This window comes from Paenibacillus rhizosphaerae, from assembly GCF_014192015.1.
Taxonomy (GTDB): Bacteria; Bacillota; Bacilli; order Paenibacillales; family Paenibacillaceae; genus Paenibacillus_AQ; species Paenibacillus_AQ rhizosphaerae.
Window position 1 is genome coordinate 1,889,825 of record NZ_JACHXJ010000001.1, and the last position, 17,816, is coordinate 1,907,640.

Sequence of the window (17,816 nt, forward strand, 5' to 3'; positions counted from 1 at the left end):
TTGCACAAGCAGCTTCTAACCATTCTTAACGACAACTCATTAAGCTAACGGGCAGGATAGCGACAGGATACTCGTTATAACATCAGGATCAAGCAGAGTATTGAAGTCTTGAAAGAATATCGCGGAGAAATAAGTGACCCTGTCTATATCGATTTGAAAGATGATGCGGCAACGTAATCGTTAGGGATAGGGACAGAATGGTTAGCATATTTTAACGACTGATAAGAAATAGTCGTATACAAGAAACATACCTAACAGATTGTTATAGAAGCTTTAATATTGATATTTCACACGCTCAGCATCGTTTTTATGATAAGGATGTATAAATTATTTAAAATCTTTTGTAGGGGGCTACGTATGAAAAGCAAAATGAAGTGGGTCGCCAGTGCTGTTAATTTGGTTTTATGTACAAGTTTGCTGGCTGCTTGCAGCTCTGGAAGCAGTGGCGGGAGTGATTCATCAAGTAAATTGGCAGAAACAAAACTTGTGAATGGCAAATTTGACCCTCCGGTCAAATTGACGGTCTGGAAAAATGCCTATGACAGCAAGCCGGATGCCAGGGGCAAGACCATCCAGAATAATCCATTCATTCAGTTTATGGTCGACAAGGTCGGAGTTGAATCCGTCTACCCTGAAATAATAACAGGCGATGCCTCAACCAAGCTGAAACTGAAATTGGCATCCGGCGAGAAATTACCCGATATTATTTCTCTTCGTGACGATAAGCTTACCCAGGAACTAATTAGCTCGGGACAGTTTATGGAAGTAGGACCTCTCTTCGATAAATATGCTGGCGATGTTTGGAAAAAGGCGATGAATGAGGATACGACGGTTTGGGATTCATTTGTTATAGATGGCAAGCGGATGGCTTTGCCTCAGCTAGACTATAAATATAACGCTGATCCTGTTCTCTGGATTAGGGAAGATTGGCGCAAGAAGCTGAAACTTCCGGAGCCGAAGACGCTTGCTGATTTTGAAGTATTGTTGGATGCGTTTACAAATAAAGATCCCGATGGTAATGGTAAGAAAGATACGTATGGTTATGCAGCTGGCCTAAAAGATCCGCTCAATACCTGGATGTCGGACAGCGGCTGGATTTTCGGCGAATTCGGCACGCTGCCGAATCAATGGAATAAAGCTGCCGATGGCAGCCTTGAGTATGGCTCCATTAATCCGGCGATGAAGCAGGGTTTAGCCAAACTTAAGGAATGGTTGGACAAGGGCTATATCGATCAAGAATCCGGCATCATGGACGGAATTAAGGCAACGGATGCTGTAACTGCAGGCAAAACAGGAATGTTTGCCGGGCCCCAGTATTCTGCAGGATGGCCGATCGGCGGGTTGTTTACGAACGTGAAAGGGGCCGAAATAAAGGCGTATCCAATTCCGGTAGGACCTGATGGTAAGCGAATGTTCCATGCTTCAAGCTTTCGTAACGGTGTCATTCTGATCAACAAGGATTGTAAAAATCCAGAAGCTTATTTTGTATATCAGAACTGGCTGTATGATAACTATGCCAATGCAGCCGTCGGCAGTCCTTACGAATACGGATTCCAGGAAAATCTGGACTGGGCAACAATCAAAGGAAAAAAATATGTGTTTGATGACGCTAAGAACCTGAAACCAGACCTTAAGCTGGAAAAAATGAATGCCATTCAGTACGACGTTGCAAGAATACCATCCAAAATGATTGAAGACTATCAGTTGATCCTGCAAGGGAAGAAGTCCAATATCTATGGTGTTCGGCAGGAATCGATTGCAACTGCGCCGGTGCTGCTGTCCCAAAAGGATAGCGCTGTAAATTCCATGTTTACAGGAGCTCCAACACAAACAATGGTTGATCGGCAAGATTTTCTTGATAAGATGGAACGAGAAACGTTTTCGAAAATTTTGTATGGAAAGTTGCCGCTCGACGCTTTCGATGATTTCGTGAAACAATGGAAATCCGGGGGGGGCGATAAAATTACAGAAGAAGTCAACGCTTGGTACAAAGAACTTCACCCAAATAATTAATAGGTATAGAGAATATCATGTGTTAAATCTTTTACTTGATTAAAGGCTACTGGGTTCGCGGAATATCCTTAATTTATCAAAGAATGGTGGTGCAAGGAGCTATCCTGCGCCACCATTTCTTGTTATTGAAAATTATTTCAAGGTATAAGTTCTGTATTCATCCATCATATCTCGGAAGAAATCTTTGATTTAAATAAGGTCCATTTTTATTCAAGTTCATTTTTTATATATTTACTCTATTAAAATGTTTAGGATCAAGGGACTCGTTCGACCGCGAATTCATTTCTGTCTGACCTCGAGCCGCATTTATAATTATTTGCACTCGAAAATTTTCACCTTAATACGAAAGTATATTTGTACCGACATTCAAGTAATCCTCAATAGATTAACAACTTCTCCTTGAGCGAATTGATACACATACGAAGTGGCTGAAAGAGGAGGAGAGCATCCTTTTATAGGTAAGTATCGGAACTGGTTTGATTAAACCAAAAAAGAAGCTGTCTCCAGGTAAATTTATAACCTTTTGAGATCAGCCTCTTGATTGTTTATGACCAACTATTCCTTAACTGCACCAATGACAATGCCTTTAACAAAGTATTTTTGAAGAAAAGGGTAGACCAGAATAATCGGCAATGCTCCTATGAAAATTTGTGCTGCACGGATCGTCTGTCCTGAGTAGTTGTTTTTGACCTGAGTTAGATCAACATTTGAATTGCTTAAATCCTGCTGAACGATCGTTTGCTGCAAGTAGGTTGCCAATGGGATTTTATCCGGATTTGTCATGTAAATCATGCCATCGAACCAGGAATTCCAATGGCCAACCATTGTAAATAACGCTAACGTAGCAATTGCCGGCAAGGAAATGGGAAGATAAATGCTAAACAGTGTTCTGAAATGACCGGCACCGTCGATGAGTGCCGCTTCCTCCAACTCCTTGGGTACGCTTCTGAAAAAGTTCATTAGCAAGATCATGTTATATACGGCGACTGCTCCCGGCAAAATCAGAGCCCAGATCGAATTCATCAGTCCCAGACTTTTCACTAGAATATAGCTCGGTATCATTCCGCCGCCAAACAACGTCGTAAACAGGAATATCCAAACATAAACCGTGCGGCCGCGGAAAGCTCGTTCGTCTTTGGAGAGGGCATAACCTCCTAAGGCAATGAAAAGCATGCTTATGAAAGTTCCGATTACAGTTCGCTCGACGGAAATAAGCAGAGCTTTTGTAAAATGCATATTGTTAACGGTTGCCTTGTACGACATCGTGGTAAAATCGACCGGAAGAAGACCGACAAGGTTGGCGCTTGCTGCGGCCTTACCGCTAAGAGATACGGAAAGGACGTGAATTAAAGGGAGTAAGCACACGATGGCTGTCAACGTCAGAAAACAGTAGTTCAGCCAGGTGAAGATTCGGTAAGCAGGTGATCTGTATAACATATTACTGTCTCTCTCCTTCCTCAGAAAATGCGATAATTTGCGAATTTATAGGCAAGACGGTACGTGATAAGGATCAAAACTAGGCTTACGACCGATTTGAACATTCCCACGGCCGCCCCAAAACTGTATTTGGTGCCGACCAGGCCAGTCCGGTAAACGTAGGTATCTAAAATATCGCCCTTGTCGTATACCAGTGAATTATACAGATTGAATACCTGATCGAAATCGCCATTCAGAATACCGCCCAGTGATAAAGTGGCAACGACAGAAATGATCGGCACAATTGCAGGGAGGGTAATGTGCAGAGTTTGTTTCCAACGGTTGGCACCGTCAACCTCAGCCGCCTCATAAAGTGACGGATTAATTCCAGAGAGCGCTGCCAGAAAAATAATGGTTGAGAACCCGAACTCCTTCCAGACGGCGCTTACAACTAGCATGACACGGAACCAGTTACCGTCACCGAAAAAGAAGACCGATTGAAATCCGAAGAAGGCAATGATTTGGTTGACAAGCCCTTTATCTGACATGACATCGATAAGCACGCCGCTCAATATGACCCAGGATAAGAAGTGGGGAAGGTAGACCATCGTCTGTACGGTTCGTTTGAAAACAATGCTTCGCACCTCATTAAGCAGAAGAGAGAACAGGATCGGAACAATCAGGAGGCAGATGATTTTCATGGACGCTATGATTAGTGTGTTCCAGATAACCTGCCTGATATCAGGAAATTCAAACATTGTGCGGAAATGCTCTAGTCCTACCCACTTCGAGTGGATAAATCCATTCCATGGCTTATAGTCCTGGAAGGCGATCACTGCACCCGCCATCGGGACATAGGAGAATACAATGACTAGCAGAATAGCGGGCAGCACCATCAAGTGGAGCGGCCATGCACGTTTTAAATTTCCTGCTTTTTCTTTTTTGCGCAGGCCAGTGTGCAATAGAGTTGCTTCTTTAGTCTCGGTGGAGGTATTCATGTGTCGTCCTCACTTTCTGATAGGTTAATATAATATTCATTGTATGTCTTCATTAATGAAAGCAATAGACGAATCCGTTAGTCCTTATATCAATTTGTTAGGTTTTTTGGAGGGAACAAAAATGCAGACTGCAAGGATCAATACATTTGGAAAAGTGGTCATCACTGTCTTTCTGCTTCTCATACCTGTTGTTTGTCTCTACAGCTACTCGAACTTAACGAGCGTAAGCGTTGTCAAGACGGAACTGGAGAAAGCAAGCCTTAGCCAGCTTAGTCAGACGGTCCGACAGATGGATGAAACCATCAATCAGCTGTTTCTGTTTACGTTTACATTAAGCCGTGATCCCAGCATAACTGATTTTGCAGATATACACTTAAACAGCGGCGACATATATGACAATCTTGAGTTACAGCAGAAAATCGCCGAGAAACTGACACTTCAAAGTGCGATGAGCAAATGGCAGAATCAATTGGTTGTATATTCGGCCATTTCGCATCAATTGATTACATCCAGCATGCCGACCATTAAGGTAGACAAGTTATTTGCGGACCATACGCTGAATGCAACCTGGAGATACCGGGTAAGTCCGGCCGTACTCAACAGCAAAGCATCGGATCCAGATGCGGATTACTTCGTCAGGGATAATGTTGAGCCATTCTCTGCGTTGTTTCAACCTGACCGTTCCAAGCTGATCATCGAAGTGATGTTTCCCGCCCATAACATCAGCAACGAATTGGACCTATATAAGAGAGGCGGCAAAGGAGATCCATTTCTGTATTCTCCGGGGCATCAATCGATTATGAATCATACCGCGAACGTTCCCTTAATTAAGGAATTGACAGGACAACTGGAACCAGACCGACTCAAGGATCATGGCAGCTTTGTCGTTGATTTATATGGGGAAGGTTTCCTAGTGAATGTGGTCAAATCTGAAAGTCTGGGCTGGTACATGATTGATTATTTACCGCTTGAACAAATTCTCGCCCCGATTACGACGAGTCGTAATCTGTTTTACTTGAGCATGGTACTTCTGCTGTTTACTGGAATTCTCGCTTCATTTCTCATCTATCGTCATGTACAGAGGCCCATCCTAACACTGATTCGCAAAGTCAGGCGGTTAGCCGGCGGTGATTATTCAACACGAATTTCCAAACGGGCCGGAAACGAATTTGATTATCTGTTTGATCAATTCAACGATATGGCCATGAAAATACAGGAGCTGGTTGAAAATGTGCTGCAGGAAAAAATTCGTTCCCGAGATGCGATTCTGAAACAGCTTCAATCTCAGATCAATCCTCATTTTCTATATAACTGTCTATACTTTATTGTTGGAATGACGAAGCTTGGGGAGAAAGAGGCGGTTATTGCTATGGCAAATAATTTAGGGGATTATTACAAATATTCCACACGCGTGGACAATCCAATGGCGACTGTTGCTGAAGAGGTAGAGTTAGTCGACCATTACCTTAGTATTCAGAATTTACGGATGCAGCGGATTGATTATGAAATCGACATTCCGCCAAGGATGATGGACATTCCGATCCCGCGTCTACTGCTTCAGCCAATTGTTGAAAATGCAATTATTCATGGTTTTGAGGAGAAGCAGGAAGCTCATTATCTCTGGATCGTAGGCGAATATTCGGGAGAAGATTACCAAATTACGGTTGAGGATGATGGGCCGGGTATGGAGCCTGAGGCGCTTGCGCGCTTGCAGAACGTTCTGAAGCAGCATGCAGGGGATGAGATAGGTACTGGACTTCTCAATGTACATCGAAGACTGCATTATAATTTCGGCGGGACGGCAGGGATTGAGGTAGTGGCTTCTAATGCAGGGGGACTCCAAGTAACGATGAGATGGAAGTGCAAAAATGAAGCAGAAAAACTACAAGGAGACCAGGATTAGAATGTTGAACTTACAAATGCTTGTCGTAGATGATGAGAACTATGTCGTTGAAAGTATTGCCGACACGATCTCATGGTTTGAGTTAGGCATTGATACGGTACACAAGGCATATTCCGGGGCTGAAGCACTGGAGATCATGTCTCTATATTCGATCGATATTGTCATTGCCGATATCCGGATGCCTGGAATGTCTGGTCTTGAGCTCATTGACAATATACGGTCCACTTGGAAGCAAGTAAAGTGCATCTTACTTTCTGGCCACTCTGAATTCGAATATGCCAGAAGGGCTATTACCCTATCCACATTTGATTATTTATTGAAGCCCGTTAAAGACGAGGTGCTCATTAAGACCGTGCGTAATGCAATAGAGGCGCTGAATTTGGAATGGGAGCAAATCACTAAGCATGCACGTTCAAGCTATCTGATTAAGGAAAACATGCCCTCTTTGCAAGCCCGGTTGCTCGGTGATTTGCTGCTGGGACGGAAGATTCGAAGCGAAGTTCTTAAAGATAGATTGACGATGTTTGAGCTCTCATTTGATATGGGCGATGCATGCTGTTTGCTGCTTATTCGGATGGAAGACGAATTTTTGTCTGTGGATTCACACAGTCTTGCGCTTTTGGAATATGCAGTCACAAATATAGCTGATGAGATTTTTAACGATGTCTGCCGAATATGGCACTGTAAAGACAGCTTTGAACACATAGCGGTGCTTATTCGGTTAAATAGAGAGAAGGAGGAGGAATACGAACGGTTAGGCAAGGATGAGGAGTGGCGCAGGCAGCTAATCGAACGGCTCACGATTCGTTTGCAGGGTAGCATTCGTAATTTTCTGAAAGGCAAGGTAACGATTCTGATCAGTGGCTGGGGAAAATTTCCCGATGATCTTCGCTCCACTTATTTGAAATCGTTAACTACGCTTCGTAAAAGAGCGGGAGGGGATAAAGATTATATTATTCGGGAAGACGCCTCCCTTTACCCGGAGCCGTTAGAGAATATGGATTCCAAGTCAAGGCAGCTGCAAAGCCTATATGAACCGCCAACCTTGCAGCAACTACTTGATACCGGGCGGTGGAACGAAGCGAGGAGGAAATTGGAAGATGTGTGCAAGGAACTTGCCGAGCAGTGGCCAGGCTCACTCGATCATATATCGGAAGCTTACCTTTCGATAGCAGGGTCCTTTTCTTATATCATCCATCGCAATAACCGTCAGCCATCGGAAGTTTTAGAGAAAGGCAACGATATTTTTTGCTCGCCTTATTCCATTCGATCCGCTTCGCAGCTTCGCGAGTGGGCACTGGAAATCTTAAAGGTTATCGAAAACGACATGGAAAAAGAGGTGCGCTACTCGCGTGCACATATTGTAAAAAAAGCTCAGCAATTCATCGAGGACAATCTATCCAGTAATATATCCCTTAAAGCTGTGGCCGATCACGTGCATGTGCATTACACTCATCTATGTAAAATATATAAACTGGAAACAGGTGAGAATCTTAGTGACTATCTATATCGTTTGAGAATGGAGTGGGCTGTTTATTTTCTGAAGAACAGTGAGGACAAAATCTATGAAATTGGTGCAAAACTGGGATACCAAAACATTCCCTACTTCATCAAAGTATTCAAGCAACATTACGGAATGACTCCACAGGAGTATCGAGAGCTGGAATAGGTCCCCAGATCGAAATGAATAGTATTATTCTCTTGGTTGGAATCGTGGGTCCATTGAGGAGAACGACCCCCAAGGAGCGGCCCGTGTGTTGATCGCTTGGAATCAAGTACTAAACTTAGGTACGATAGATCGTTTGCGCCGGATATTCTCCGAGCAATTAAGCCAAATGGGGAATGATTGTTGAATTATATGATGTTAAAAGTGAGTGATATATCCACAATTTTTACTCTTTTATCCATGGACCTTAGTTGCTATATCAAGAACAATATAGAGAGAATTCATAAAAAATAGAAAAATCGTTCTTGAAGAAAGGAGCAATCTATGCCAATGGGCAAGTGGAGTGAGGACAAAGCTTGGAAATGGCTGAATCGTATTGGTGAAATTCGGGGATTTAATTATGTGCCAAGAAATGCAGTCAATTCCACGGAAATGTGGCAAGCGGAGACGTTCGAAGAAAAGATCATGGATCAAGAACTCTCTTGGGCAAAGCAGTACGGTTTAAACGGGGCTAGGGTATTTCTGCCATATGCGGTATGGAGGCAAGACCCTGATGGATTTAAGGTAAGATTTGATCGGTTTTTGGAAATAGCCGCTCAGCATAATATCCGTATCATGCCGGTTTTATTCGACGATTGTGCTTTTTCAGGCAAACAGCCGTATTTAGGAAAACAATCTGCCCCGATCCCAGGGGTACACAACAGCGGGTGGACACCGAGTCCGGGGGTTGAACTGGCAGATACCCAAACAAGGTGGCCGGAACTTCGCGAATATGTGGACGATTTGCTTCTTACTTTTTCTGACGATCATCGAATCTTAATATGGGATCTGTATAATGAGCCTGGCAACTCTGAAAGGGGAGAGCGAAGCCTTCCGCTGGTGGAAGCTAGCTTTGAATGGGCACGTGAGTTGGAAGTGTCGCAACCGCTGACGGTTGGTGCCTGGATTGACTTCCAAGGATCGATGTCGAAGCGACTGTACGAATTGTCAGATATTATTACCTTCCATTACTATGGTGATCCCGGGAGTGAGGAAGGGAGCACTACGTTGCATTCTTGTTTATCCTACGGCCGTCCGGTTTTATGTACGGAATGGCTTAAGCGTCAGGATAACAATCGGTTTGAGAACATGTTGCCATTATTCAGGGAGCACCGGATCGGTTCCTATTTCTGGGGACTCGTTGCCGGTAAGACGCAAACCTACATGCATTGGGGATCAGAAGAGGGCGCTGCAATACCAGCCATCTGGCAGCACGATCTGCTGCGATCGGACGGAACACCCTACGATGAAAGAGAGGCAGAATTTCTTCAGAAATTTTCCACTGCAGATTCTGAAATGAAGTTCTGAACTGGAATCTACGCATGGACATGGAGGGTGTAAGCACGCTGCAAGAGCGGATTCATGAATCGAAGCTGCACAGGTTATGCTGGTGTTTGAGGCAATTACCTGAATATGGCCTGTTGCCAGCCCATACTTTATCCATTCAAGAACGGGCACAGTTTTTTAGAATGCATAGGGCACTTATTGAGAAAAAAAAGAGCGAACAGGTATTGAAGTCTAAATACACCTGAGTTTCACATAGAGAAATATGAAGATCATTTGGATATTAAATATAATGAACGATGGCGGTATCAGATCTTTATACTGTGCCGCCATTATTATTATCTGACCTGAATATCAAAAGAACAGCGGACCGTAACTATTAAAAAGTGAGGCAACTGGTTTACGGTATCCACAAAATAGAAATTCTATTTCTCCGGATTGGTCATTTACAGTCGTTGCGATAATTTGCGGAATTGCAGCGGGGAGAGCCCCTCCCACTTTCGAAAAATGCGGCTAAAGTAGTGCATATCGTTATAGCCAATGACGGAGGCAACCTCCTCAATGCTGAGTGTTGTTTCGCGGAGCAGCTGTTTGGCCTGCTTATGGCGTAGTGTCTGTAAATATCGATTTGGACCTATACCCATCCGAGCTTTGAATAACCGGCTTAGATAATCCGTATGAACATTCAGATAGGAAGCCATTTCTTTCAGTGTCCATGGGTGAGCGCAATTCTTTTCCATCTCATGGACGAGCCTTCTTATGCTCGCCTCATATTTTTGGAAAATTCCTGTTCGTGACTGTTCCTCCGATGATCGTGCAAGAATTGTAAACATCTGCAGTAACATGCCACGACACGCCATCATATATCCAGCTTTTCGGTCATTCCATTCGGCGATAACCTCTTCCATCAGATGGATGATGCTAGGTGGTGTATCAATCCCCTCCGGTGGTAAGTCAAGAAGCGGTTGATTCTGAATCACAGGCATGGTGCAGAATGTCCTCTCCGAGTCGCAAGGCTCCTCGACAATAATATCAGAGTCGCTCCAAACAGAGAGATCTCCGAAAAAATCAAAATGGATCCCGAAAAGCAGGACATTTGGCTTTGAAATCACTTCAACAGTATGCCATAGGAAAGAAGGAATAAGAAGAATCCGTCCGTTCTCTACAATAACTGTTTTATCTTGTAACGTTACACGAATCTTTCCTCGCACGACAAACAACAATTGAAAGTCATAGATCCGACGCGACCAATGGGTTCCGAAATCGCGTTCATGACGCTGTGCCCAGTGCACTGTCGGAGCTAGATCTTGGTAGGATGTCTGCCTGTAGAAACCGGCAAAACCTTGATTCATGGTGGAGTGTCTCCTTCGTTCAGAATAATCCAACTTTTGATGGAAGGTTAAATTTGATTTTGATGCTACCATTTATTCGTGTTGATGACAATGATATTTTATATCAAAGTTCAAGATATGATGTGATCGGAAAAGTCCACAAACCGTTCGTCATCTTCTAAATACAAGGGCATCAATGGATGGTAAGATCAACGTAAATTTAATGACAAGGAGCCATGAACATGAATGATACCATACTGCAAACAGAATTGAATACTGCTTATCCATTAAGCCAAAACCAGTTAGAACAATATGAGAAAGATGGGCACATTTTGCTCAAGGATCTGGCTAGTCCTTCGCTAATCAGCCATTATAGACCTCTGATCCAAGAAGAAGTAGGAAGATTGAATCGCGAAACGAGACCGCTTGAAGAGAGGGACACGTACGGAAAAGCCTTTTTACAGATCCAGAACCTATGGGAACACAGTGAGGCGGTTCGCCCATTCGTTCTTGCGAAACGGTTTGCACAAGTGGCAGCAGAGCTGATGGGAGTGAGCGGAGTTCGTATGTACCATGATCAAGCTCTTTTTAAAGAGCCAGGCGGTGGACATACACCTTGGCACCAAGATCAAATCTACTGGCCTGTCGACACAAACAAGACAATTACACTTTGGATGCCGCTTGTTGATATCCCGGCTGAAGTGGGATCGATGACTTTCGTATCAGGTTCCCACGAGCGAGGGTATATCAGCAAGCTGGAAATCTCTGATTTATCTCATAAGACATTGACAGATTATATTGAAAAGGAAAACTTGCCGCAAGTGAATTATGGTGGTATGAAAGCAGGTGACGCGACTTTCCATGCAGGATGGACGCTGCACAGTGCACCTGGAAATCCAACAGCAAATGTGCGGGAAGTCATGACGGTTATTTATGTGGCCGATGGTGTAAAAGTTCTGGAGCCGGACAGCAATGCAAGGCGCTCTGATCTCAAGAACTGGATGCCTGGTTTGAAACCGGGTGATTTGATTGACAGCCCACTCAATCCGTTGATTTACAGTAAGAATTGATGTGTCTTTCATATAGATTGGATCAAAGAAAATCAAGCTCTAACACGGAGGGGTGTTCCGTGGGTCAAGAAATGTAATCGCGACACTTCAGTATCTATATCATTGATAGTAAGGGATGCCGTGACGATTGAACTCGTGAGGGGCATCCCATAGTCCTATAATTTGAACACTGTTAAAGAGGGTATGGCATTATAAGATGGGTGGGGGGGCAGCAAAATGGAAACGAATACATTTTTTAAACCGGGCCAAATTTGGCCCGACCTGGAAGGCAATCCGATTCGTTCGCACGGTGGCGGTATCCTGAAAGACAATGGCGCGTACTATTGGTTTGGCGAAAAAAGGGACGGATTTATTACCTTCCCGGGTATCAGTTGTTACCGCTCTACCGACTTGCTAAACTGGGAGCGTTTGGATGACGCGCTAAAGCCGGTAGAAGAAGATGGGCATGATCTTCACCCGAATAGGATCGTTGAACGGCCGAAGGTGATCCGGAATCCAAGGACCGGACAATATGTGATGTGGATGCATATTGAGAATAAAGATTATAGTCTCGCTCATGCCGGGGTCGCGGTTAGTGATCGGCCGGAAGGTCCGTACCAGTATATTAGCAGTTGTCGACCTAATGATGAGGAGAGCCGAGATATGACGCTCTATCAGGACGATGACGGGTCGGCGTATCTAATACACGCCTCTGAGAATAACCAGACTCTGCATATCAATTTACTGTCCGATGATTACCTGTCAATGGAAGGCAAATGGACGCAGGCGTGTGAGGGGCTGTACCGAGAAGCGCCGGCGGTCTTTAAGCACCGTGACACCTACTATTTGATAGCCTCAGGATGTACGGGTTTCAGTCCTAATGCTTCCTATTATGCGGTTGCTGATTCGATGTTAGGGGAGTGGAAAATTCAGGGGTCGATTGCTAGAGGAACCGGAGCTGCAAATACATTTTATTCACAACCGACATTTGCGCTTCCTGTTGAAGATAAAAATATTGTGATTTTAATGGGAGACCGGTGGCGCTTTCCAAATTTATCGGACACTCGTCATGTATGGCTTCCCATGATATTCGAGGAGAACGGCCTTGCGATCGAATGGTTCGATGAATGGAACTTTGAAGAGCGAACTCCTGGCGTTTATGTGGATAAGGCGGAAGGTCCCATAAAACCTGTAAATTACTTCTGCGCTGCCCAAAAAAATGATGAAACTGATCAGTTTATGCTAGATCAGGGAGATACTGATGAATTAAAGGTTGTTGCTTCTCTTGGCTGGAGTGAGAATAGTCTTCAGGTCAACCTGCGATTGGAAGGGGAACCGCTGCATTTATATAATTCTAAAGAGCGTATATGGGAACAGGACCACATTTGGATCAGCATTGGCCATTTTCAGTTCAGCTTCGCGCTGCTTCAGGACGGCAGTTGTTATGCCGTACCCGGTACGCATCTTGATCAACTTGGAATGGGAACATTCTTCTCAAGCGAGGCCACCAAGCATATGTGCGGTCATTGGTTGCATACCGAAGGTGGTTTTCAGGTTGTATTATCAATTGGCCGCCAAGCAGCGCCTCTGCCTGAACTTTCAACGGGTACAGAGTTACCAGTGTCCATCGCTGTAGTTCGTCATACCGTTTCTCATAACAAAAAAGCTAGAGTTTTTGCACCGGCGGGATGGGTTTGGGGAGACCCGAGAACGTACTTCAGGGCCGTGCTGCAGTATCATTCTAATACGAAGGAGTGTCTTTTATGTCGTCAGTAAATATATCTAATCCGGTGTTCACGCCGGTGTTTGCAGATCCAACCGTCATCTACGAGTCTGGCGATGGACTGTATGCTTATGCAACCGCGGATGATCGAGGTGATGGTCGCGGGCAACGTCTGATTCCGATTTTGAAAACGGTAAACGGGAGTGATTGGGAGGACGTTGGCGACGCCTTCGAGACTAGACCAGCATGGATTCCGAAGGGAGCTGGAATCTGGGCACCGGATATTTCACGAAAACACGGAAAATATCTCCTCTTCTATTCGATTGCAGTTTGGGGCGACCATGAAATTCCGGCAATTGGTGTGGCTGTCTCCGATAAGCCGGAGGGTCCGTTCGTTGACAAAGGTCCTATCATTCGCAGTATGGATATTGGCGTATACAATTCGATTGACCCCATGCATTTTATCGATGATGACGGTTCCTCGTATTTGATTTGGGGAAGTTTTAATGGAATTTACGGCATTCCGCTAAGCCAGGACGGTCTAAGCAAAATTGGGGAGAAGTTTCTGCTGGCTGGCGACGCTTATGAAGCCGCACATATCATTAAACGGGACGGTTACTACTACTTTTTCGGCTCACGGGGAACCTGCTGCGACGGGGCACTAAGTACCTATCATGTGTGTGTAGGACGTTCTTCCAGCCTGTTTGGGCCTTATCATGATAAAGAAGGAAAGGAGCTAACACAGAATGGTGGAACACTCGTTATCAAAGGCGAATTATCAGAACCTGTAGGGTCAAATGATATTGTTGGACCAGGACACCATTCGGTTTTTACCGATACAACAGGACAAGATTGGATGGTGTACCATGCCATTGAGGCCGTTCAGCCTTACCTGCCGAATGGTGCTCCGAGACGCCCTCTCTTCATGGATCCAATGATTTGGGAGGACGGATGGCCGTTTATTAAAGGATTCAGGCCGAATTTGCACGAACAGCCCGGTCCAGTACTGGACTAAGCCTGCTGGTTAGTCGGATCGCCAAAGCCAGTAAGAAAAACGGTGCGGCCGAATTAACGTTTACGCCGGAATACGGACCTCCAGGCTATCTCCATACCTTGCCGTTCACCAATCAACCGGTCACAGATTTGTGGAAATTTTGCCAATGGACCGTAGAAATGTACCATGAAAGTTTCGAGCAATGTATGGCCTCGGTAGTGAAGTCGACGTAGTGGGACATACTTCAGCATATGTTGAAGCGCTTACCTTGCCTAAATAGCCGAATAGTGGTACAGGAATCTACATAAACCACCATTCTCTTTTCAACCCAATGGAGATATGATGAGCATATTTATCGAAGGTATCCATGATGCACATCCTATGGATGAAAACAAGTGACAACGCAGATAGCCCGCTAATTCATAGCGGGCCTTGGAATCGTCGTTGCAGCGGGGAAGTGATTAAAACCCGTTTTCGCGGAAAAATTCAAGGCAGAGCCTCGCACTTTCCAAAGAGGATGATGCAAACTCTTCTTGCTCGACGATGAAGTACTGAATTCCTGATGCCTCTGCAATATTGAGGACGCTTTTCAAATCGACTGAACCTTTCCCAACTTCGGTATCCTTGTGACCATCTGCGAAATCTTTAAAGTGTGCAAGGGGCACGCGGCCAGCATATTTTTTTACATATTCAGCTGGAGTAAAGCCTGCAAAATGTACCCAGCCGAGATCAAACTCGGCGAACAAGTACTCCGCGGGGACGATTTCCAGCAAGTGATCGATGACTGGTTTGCCACCTACCAACTTGAACTCAAAATCATGGTTGTGATAGCCGAATTTCAGACCGGCATCCGTAACTTGCTTGCCTGTTTGCTCCAAAATATTGGCTAATTGTTTCACGTCGGCTTCTGTTGGAGTATCCGGCAGCGGCGACCAAGGCACCACAATGTATTCCAGACCTATTTCCTTAGCGTATTCAATTTGTTTGTTCAGATCGGCCGACAACTTGTCGTGTTCCCTAAAATTTAAGCCAATATGAGCAGACGGTGCTTTCAAGTTCAGCTCTTCGAGTAAAGCCCTTATCTCCTTTGCAGGTGTTTCGAAAAATCCAGCGAATTCAACGGCCTGATAGCCCATCTCTGCAACTTTTCGAATCGTGCCCAGAAAATCCTTCTCGGTTTGGTCTCTCAACGTATACAATTGAATGCCGACAATGGGTTTGGTCATTTTTATTCCTCCTAAGTGATTAACTACATGTGAACTTTCTAATTTTAGTAGATACGTCGACCGACGTTCATCAGATTTCATTGTAGAGAAGATATAAGGAAAGCTCGATAGCATATCCAACTGATTAATTGACGTATTCGACTAAAATCTTGGAGGTTGAGCGATATTGCTAGTTCTAGGGAGATATGGATTTAAAATAAAGAATGATCTGGGATTTACAATCGATCGGCCGAGGCGGAGCGGAGAATTTTTATTTATTCGCTTTCGCACCCCTGTATATATTCAACTGGCAAACGTGAAGAGTGTGACGGATCCAGGCTCCTGGATATTATTCACGCCGGAGTTTCCACATAGATTTCATTCGCCGGATTCACCGGTCATTACGGATTGGTTTTATTTCTTTGGAAAGGATAATGCTGCAATAAAAAGACTTCTGGAGCGTCTCTCCATACCGCTCAATCAGCTGAATGCATCGCGCAAAGGGAGCGACGTAATGGGAAAGGCTTTTGAAGCGCTATGCCAGAATACACTTCTCAGCGATTTAGAGGGTGAGGTATGGAGAAGCGGATGGCTGCTGCAGTTTTTGGCTAACTTACCAACTTCGGGCGCACATAAAGGGAAGCTGCCAACGAGGATGGTCAACCGCCAGACGTTGGAGCAGCTGCAGTATATCCGTACAGTACTTTACCAAACACCAGAGGCCAAGTGGTCCGTTAGCGAAATGGCCCAAAGAGCCAGTCTCAGCACGTCACGTTTCTCAGCCGTATATAAGGCAGCATTTCGGGTTTCACCCGGCAGAGACCTGATTAAGGCTCGCGTGGAAAAAGCACGGTATTTACTGACGAATCAGTCTCTGTCTGTCAAGCAGGTTGCTGAGATGGCAGGCTATGAAAGCGAGTGCCACTTTATACGCCAATTTAAAACGGAGACAGGAACGACGCCCGGACATTTTGCGCTTGAAACTTAAGGCATAATAATTTATTTTTATAATGGTGTGATACCTATTAATCTATCAAACTTTTATATATCAACATTTTTGCTGGTTTTTCTTTCTATATATTTTTACTTCTTGCATTCCGAAATATTGGCGGTTCTGAACTGTCGCAAAACCGATGCACTTTTAAGATTAAAGTTGACAGATTCGTTGCGTCTATGGTTCAAAATTAGTAATTGATATAAATAAAGTGAGGAAAAAACATGAAATGGGTTGAGTCTATAAAGAATTATACTGCTTGCAATGAACAAGAAAAAAAGGATAAAGCAATAATTTTAAATTGTTTGGAGATATTTGAAGATGTTCTTACTAGAGAAAACGAAATCGCTCATATAACGAGTTCTGCTTTTATAGTAAATAGAGAGAGAAATAAAGCTTTAATGGTACATCATAATATATTTAATTCCTGGTCTTGGACAGGAGGTCATGCAGATGGAGAAGAAGATTTATTACAGGTTGCATTAAAGGAAGCTAAAGAAGAAACAGGAGTACGAAACTTTAGATCTGTTAGTAATGATATTTTATCCATGGATATCTTACCTGTACTTGGACATGAGAAAAGAGGGAAATACGTCGCCCCACATTTACATTTGTCCGTTGCTTATTTATTGGAGTGCGACGAGAATGAGCCACTATTTATAAAAAAGGATGAGAACAGTGGTGTTCAGTGGGTACCGTTCGAAGATATAGAGAAATATTCTAACGAACCCCAAATGAAAGAAATATATAGTAAAATAATATCTAAAATTCTTTGAGACATTTGTGTTAAGGTTATGGGCTAATATTTCACATAGAGGGCGCTTCTAAGCGTCCTCTATGCTTGTCTGGGCTCCCTCACAGAGGCGAGAGAGCCACTTGTGGCTCAGTCAATTGTAAGCGGACCGTGGGGAGCATTGAGGAGTTGGTTGACTCATCGAAGACAATGGGACCTTTGATCTTATGGGCTATGAGAGTGAACTAATTAGCATGCCCAAAAGGTCTGTCTGCGTGGGGGAAGAGGGAAATTGATTCATTTTTACGAGGTAGTAAATGGACAATGCCTGGCCAAAACGACTACGACTCCTGAAGACTATCTTCAGGATTTGGAACTTTTCCAGATGATCATGGACGAGCTCAAATAACAATAATTAGAACGATTTCGTATATAGATCTAATTATGTTCACGGTGAAACACTGATTT

At 44.1% G+C, this 17,816-nt stretch carries 13 protein-coding genes; 9 read left to right on the top strand and 4 right to left on the bottom strand.

The annotated features are described in order from the left end of the window. The first annotated feature begins 357 nt into the window (after positions 1 to 357). Positions 358 to 2,013 carry an extracellular solute-binding protein gene (locus tag FHS19_RS08170; protein WP_183581165.1) on the top strand — a complete coding sequence of 552 codons (1,656 nt, stop codon included), beginning with the start codon at positions 358 to 360 and terminating at the stop codon, positions 2,011 to 2,013. A 555-nt stretch (positions 2,014 to 2,568) separates the two neighbouring features. On the opposite strand, the gene FHS19_RS08175 is transcribed toward FHS19_RS08170, so the two are convergent. Both FHS19_RS08175 and FHS19_RS08180 read right to left on the bottom strand, forming a co-directional pair. Then, positions 2,569 to 3,450, bottom strand: a complete 882-nt coding sequence (locus tag FHS19_RS08175; RefSeq protein ID WP_183581168.1) for a carbohydrate ABC transporter permease — start codon at positions 3,448 to 3,450, stop codon at positions 2,569 to 2,571. 20 nt (positions 3,451 to 3,470) lie between these two features. After that, positions 3,471 to 4,427 (bottom strand): ABC transporter permease, encoded by a 957-nt coding sequence (locus tag FHS19_RS08180; RefSeq protein ID WP_183581171.1) that lies wholly within the window; start codon positions 4,425 to 4,427, stop codon positions 3,471 to 3,473. 121 nt (positions 4,428 to 4,548) lie between these two features. Here FHS19_RS08180 and FHS19_RS08185 point away from each other — a divergent pair, with 121 nt between their 5' ends. From FHS19_RS08185 to FHS19_RS08195, 3 genes are all read left to right on the top strand, one after another. Then, on the top strand, positions 4,549 to 6,330 hold the full coding sequence (locus tag FHS19_RS08185; RefSeq protein WP_183581174.1) for a sensor histidine kinase: 1,782 nt from the start codon (positions 4,549 to 4,551) through the stop codon (positions 6,328 to 6,330). A gap of 1 nt (position 6,331) precedes the next feature. Further along, on the top strand, positions 6,332 to 7,999 hold the full coding sequence (locus FHS19_RS08190) for a response regulator transcription factor (RefSeq protein WP_183581177.1): 1,668 nt from the start codon (positions 6,332 to 6,334) through the stop codon (positions 7,997 to 7,999). Positions 8,000 to 8,326: 327 nt separating this feature from the next. Next, positions 8,327 to 9,343, top strand: coding sequence for a glycoside hydrolase 5 family protein (locus FHS19_RS08195; RefSeq protein ID WP_183581180.1), 1,017 nt, complete (start codon positions 8,327 to 8,329; stop codon positions 9,341 to 9,343). A 422-nt stretch (positions 9,344 to 9,765) separates the two neighbouring features. On the opposite strand, the gene FHS19_RS08200 is transcribed toward FHS19_RS08195, so the two are convergent. After that, a complete protein-coding gene (locus FHS19_RS08200; protein WP_183581183.1) occupies positions 9,766 to 10,671 on the bottom strand; it encodes an AraC family transcriptional regulator in 906 nt (301 codons plus the stop codon). A gap of 221 nt (positions 10,672 to 10,892) precedes the next feature. Between FHS19_RS08200 and FHS19_RS08205 the strand changes: the two genes are divergently transcribed. The 3 genes from FHS19_RS08205 (at position 10,893) to FHS19_RS08215 (ending at position 14,437) form a co-directional block, all read left to right on the top strand. Then, positions 10,893 to 11,720 (top strand): phytanoyl-CoA dioxygenase family protein, encoded by an 828-nt coding sequence (locus tag FHS19_RS08205; RefSeq protein ID WP_183581186.1) that lies wholly within the window; start codon positions 10,893 to 10,895, stop codon positions 11,718 to 11,720. Between the two features lie 216 nt (positions 11,721 to 11,936). Further along, positions 11,937 to 13,475 (top strand): glycoside hydrolase family 43 protein, encoded by a 1,539-nt coding sequence (locus tag FHS19_RS08210; protein WP_183581189.1) that lies wholly within the window; start codon positions 11,937 to 11,939, stop codon positions 13,473 to 13,475. Next, entirely contained in the window at positions 13,463 to 14,437 is a 975-nt protein-coding gene (locus tag FHS19_RS08215) for a family 43 glycosylhydrolase (protein WP_183581193.1), read from the top strand. Before FHS19_RS08210 ends, FHS19_RS08215 begins: the two co-directional genes overlap by 13 nt. A gap of 440 nt (positions 14,438 to 14,877) precedes the next feature. On the opposite strand, the gene FHS19_RS08220 is transcribed toward FHS19_RS08215, so the two are convergent. Continuing rightward, entirely contained in the window at positions 14,878 to 15,642 is a 765-nt protein-coding gene (locus FHS19_RS08220; protein WP_183581196.1) for a sugar phosphate isomerase/epimerase family protein, read from the bottom strand. A gap of 166 nt (positions 15,643 to 15,808) precedes the next feature. Here FHS19_RS08220 and FHS19_RS08225 point away from each other — a divergent pair, with 166 nt between their 5' ends. Continuing rightward, a complete protein-coding gene (locus tag FHS19_RS08225) occupies positions 15,809 to 16,609 on the top strand; it encodes a helix-turn-helix domain-containing protein (RefSeq protein WP_183581199.1) in 801 nt (266 codons plus the stop codon). Between the two features lie 230 nt (positions 16,610 to 16,839). After that, the gene (locus FHS19_RS08230) at positions 16,840 to 17,391 is read left to right on the top strand and encodes an NUDIX hydrolase (RefSeq protein ID WP_183581201.1); all 552 of its coding nucleotides are present in this window, start codon (positions 16,840 to 16,842) and stop codon (positions 17,389 to 17,391) included. Positions 17,392 to 17,816: the final 425 nt, after the last annotated feature.

Coding starts and splice junctions, on each gene's coding strand:
- FHS19_RS08170 (WP_183581165.1), top strand. CDS start 358: ATGAAAAGCAAAATGAAGTGGGTCGCCAGTGCTGTTAATTTGGTTTTA.
- FHS19_RS08175 (WP_183581168.1), bottom strand. CDS start 3,450: ATGTTATACAGATCACCTGCTTACCGAATCTTCACCTGGCTGAACTAC.
- FHS19_RS08180 (WP_183581171.1), bottom strand. CDS start 4,427: ATGAATACCTCCACCGAGACTAAAGAAGCAACTCTATTGCACACTGGC.
- FHS19_RS08185 (WP_183581174.1), top strand. CDS start 4,549: ATGCAGACTGCAAGGATCAATACATTTGGAAAAGTGGTCATCACTGTC.
- FHS19_RS08190 (WP_183581177.1), top strand. CDS start 6,332: ATGTTGAACTTACAAATGCTTGTCGTAGATGATGAGAACTATGTCGTT.
- FHS19_RS08195 (WP_183581180.1), top strand. CDS start 8,327: ATGGGCAAGTGGAGTGAGGACAAAGCTTGGAAATGGCTGAATCGTATT.
- FHS19_RS08200 (WP_183581183.1), bottom strand. CDS start 10,671: ATGAATCAAGGTTTTGCCGGTTTCTACAGGCAGACATCCTACCAAGAT.
- FHS19_RS08205 (WP_183581186.1), top strand. CDS start 10,893: ATGAATGATACCATACTGCAAACAGAATTGAATACTGCTTATCCATTA.
- FHS19_RS08210 (WP_183581189.1), top strand. CDS start 11,937: ATGGAAACGAATACATTTTTTAAACCGGGCCAAATTTGGCCCGACCTG.
- FHS19_RS08215 (WP_183581193.1), top strand. CDS start 13,463: ATGTCGTCAGTAAATATATCTAATCCGGTGTTCACGCCGGTGTTTGCA.
- FHS19_RS08220 (WP_183581196.1), bottom strand. CDS start 15,642: ATGACCAAACCCATTGTCGGCATTCAATTGTATACGTTGAGAGACCAA.
- FHS19_RS08230 (WP_183581201.1), top strand. CDS start 16,840: ATGAAATGGGTTGAGTCTATAAAGAATTATACTGCTTGCAATGAACAA.